A 255-nucleotide genomic window follows, 5' to 3' on the forward strand; every position below is an offset into this window, starting at 1 on the left:
TGAAAGTGATGGAAGAAAGACAGGCAGTCATCGTCAATGATTTAAATGAAGAGGTGCTCTGCTATGAATTCCTGGGAATGATGGACAAGGACACCTTCAGGATTTTCATCAACGCTCAGAACGGTCAGGAAGAAAAAGTCGAGCGTTTGAAAAGCACGGAACAGCTTTATTAAAAAGAAAACGGGCTAAATGGCCCGTTTTTTCTTGTGTAGATGAAAAATTATGGAAAACAAGAGCGGGGAATGGCATAATGGA

At 41.2% G+C, this 255-nt stretch carries 1 pseudogene; it reads left to right on the top strand.

The window, feature by feature from the left end:
* A pseudogene (locus SB775_RS31540) lies at nt 1-173 on the top strand (germination protein YpeB); the annotation flags it as partial.
* Between the last annotated feature and the right edge of the window lie 82 nt (nt 174-255).

The organism is Peribacillus sp. SIMBA_075 (assembly GCF_046534585.1).